Annotated in this window: 4 protein-coding genes and 1 pseudogene; 2 read left to right on the top strand and 3 right to left on the bottom strand. The window is 41.8% G+C overall.

Annotated features, from left to right (window positions below):
- Positions 1 to 400: 400 nt before the first annotated feature.
- Both vapB and vapC read left to right on the top strand, forming a co-directional pair.
- Complete coding sequence (gene vapB / locus NA59_RS12685) at positions 401 to 643, top strand: type II toxin-antitoxin system VapB family antitoxin (protein ID WP_044413554.1); 243 nt, start codon at positions 401 to 403, stop codon at positions 641 to 643.
- Positions 636 to 1037 (top strand): type II toxin-antitoxin system tRNA(fMet)-specific endonuclease VapC, encoded by a 402-nt coding sequence (gene vapC / locus NA59_RS12680; RefSeq protein WP_044413551.1) that lies wholly within the window; start codon positions 636 to 638, stop codon positions 1035 to 1037. Before vapB ends, vapC begins: the two co-directional genes overlap by 8 nt.
- A gap of 94 nt (positions 1038 to 1131) precedes the next feature.
- Here vapC and NA59_RS12675 read toward each other — a convergent pair whose 3' ends face one another.
- From NA59_RS12675 to NA59_RS15620, 3 genes and pseudogenes are all read right to left on the bottom strand, one after another.
- Positions 1132 to 1320 carry a hypothetical protein gene (locus NA59_RS12675; RefSeq protein WP_044413547.1) on the bottom strand — a complete coding sequence of 63 codons (189 nt, stop codon included), beginning with the start codon at positions 1318 to 1320 and terminating at the stop codon, positions 1132 to 1134.
- On the bottom strand, positions 1307 to 1504 hold the full coding sequence (locus NA59_RS12670; protein WP_044413543.1) for a hypothetical protein: 198 nt from the start codon (positions 1502 to 1504) through the stop codon (positions 1307 to 1309). Before NA59_RS12670 ends, NA59_RS12675 begins: the two co-directional genes overlap by 14 nt.
- Before the next feature lie 56 nt (positions 1505 to 1560).
- A pseudogene (locus tag NA59_RS15620) lies at positions 1561 to 1776 on the bottom strand (hypothetical protein); the annotation flags it as partial.

Raw genomic sequence — 1776 nt, 5'->3', positions numbered from 1 at the left:
TGCAAGACCACGGTTCAAAAAAGTCGAATTTGAAAATTTAACTTTGGGAATAGCTGGGTTTTGCAAAGGTCTCATACAGTGTAAGACAGCTTGAAAAGAGGCACAAGTTTTTGTTCAAATTTTAAACATCAACTTGACGATTAAACATCGCCCAATTGAAGTGTTAATAAATAACTGGAGCGAAAAGCGGCTTAAACTTACAAAAAAGGGTAAATCAACCCTAGGATTCTGTCGGGCGTCAATAACTTATGAGCTAGGCACGATTGAGTTTTGAAAGATGTTTATTGCTTTGGACAAGCGATAGCACTAGCAAAAAATCAAGTTAAGTTTTTGAGAAACCAAAATAGCGTTAATAGCAAGAATACTATATACTAAAAACATATAGCAACAGGAGAGTTCAATGATTACCGCAACCGTTTTTGAAAACAACAAAACGCAAGCTGTGCGCTTGCCCGTTTCCGTTCGGTTTGACTCCAAGGTAAAGAAAGTATTTATTCGCACACTGGGCAAAGATCGAATTATTACACCGGTTGAAAATACATGGGATAGCTTTTTCTTGTGCCCTGAAACATCCGCGAGTGAAGACTTTTTAAACGAGCGCCCTGCACAAACCGAAACGACCAGAGAATCGTTTGATGATTAAATTTCTACTTGATACCAATATCTGCATCTACGTGATTAAACGTCGCCCGATTGAAGTATTAAACAAATTTAATGAATTTTCCGGGCACCTCGGCATATCCTCGATAACCCTTGGCGAACTTTTACACGGCGTAGAGAAAAGTCAACTCAGGAGCAAGAATCTTCAAGCTGTTGAAGACTTCTGCAGTCGCTTAGACGTGATAGAGTACGATGACAAAGCTGCCGCTCATTACGGTGAAATTCGCGCTGAGCTTGAACGTGCCGGCACACCAATTGGCGTAAATGATCTTCACATCGCTGGTCATGCGAGAAGCCTTGGTACGATTTTAGTGACCAACAATTTAAAAGAGTTTGAACGAGTAGACGGCCTACGATTACAAAACTGGTTAAATTAAGAGTTATAAACCGTTTGGAATCTTCTTTAGGTTGAATGAAATGGCTTAAAATGATAACAGATTGCTTACCGTCAATTTAAAAGTGACTGTCCTTTCATGTCCCACTGATCCAATGGATAGCTTTATTCTGCAGTGCCTGAGGTCTATGATGCTCCACCTCTTGCCAAACGGCTTCTGCAACTAAAATCTGTTGAAAGTCACTCACTACATCAAGGGCACCGAGCTCATCTAAATGAATGATGGGACCCGCATCAGCAACAACAAGTGACTCAGTCCTCGCCATACAAGCCCCATTCAACATCCTCTTGAATGAATTGCTCTGTCAGGACAACTTGATGGGACTCCAAATAGCGACGTAGCGATTCAGAAAGTAACGACTCTATATTCTCAGCCCTGCCTTGATGAACATAGGCTTGAGCTTGCTGCCATAATAAATCTGGAACTTCCGCTTGAATCGTCGTAGACATAGTTTAGACCTCTTAAAATATCTGAACATTTTTAGTAACTATTCACCCCATACAAGCTACTCATCTTGATTGGGCGTGATAGCCTCCGTCATAAAAGGAAGTGGCTCTCCCTTAAAAAGCGATGTCATGGCCTCTGAACTCGTGAGGCCTTGTTTCGTTGCCGTTGATAAATAACTTCGGACACGACACAGGATATTCGCACCACCCATTGATCGAAAGCAGCCTGATACTTTCTGGTGCACCTTAAGCATGCGGATATCGCGCTCACCTTG

This window comes from Thiomicrospira microaerophila (assembly GCF_000934765.1).
Taxonomy (GTDB): domain Bacteria; phylum Pseudomonadota; class Gammaproteobacteria; order Thiomicrospirales; family Thiomicrospiraceae; genus Thiomicrospira; species Thiomicrospira microaerophila.
This window is presented reverse-complemented; position numbering and strand designations above follow the sequence as displayed.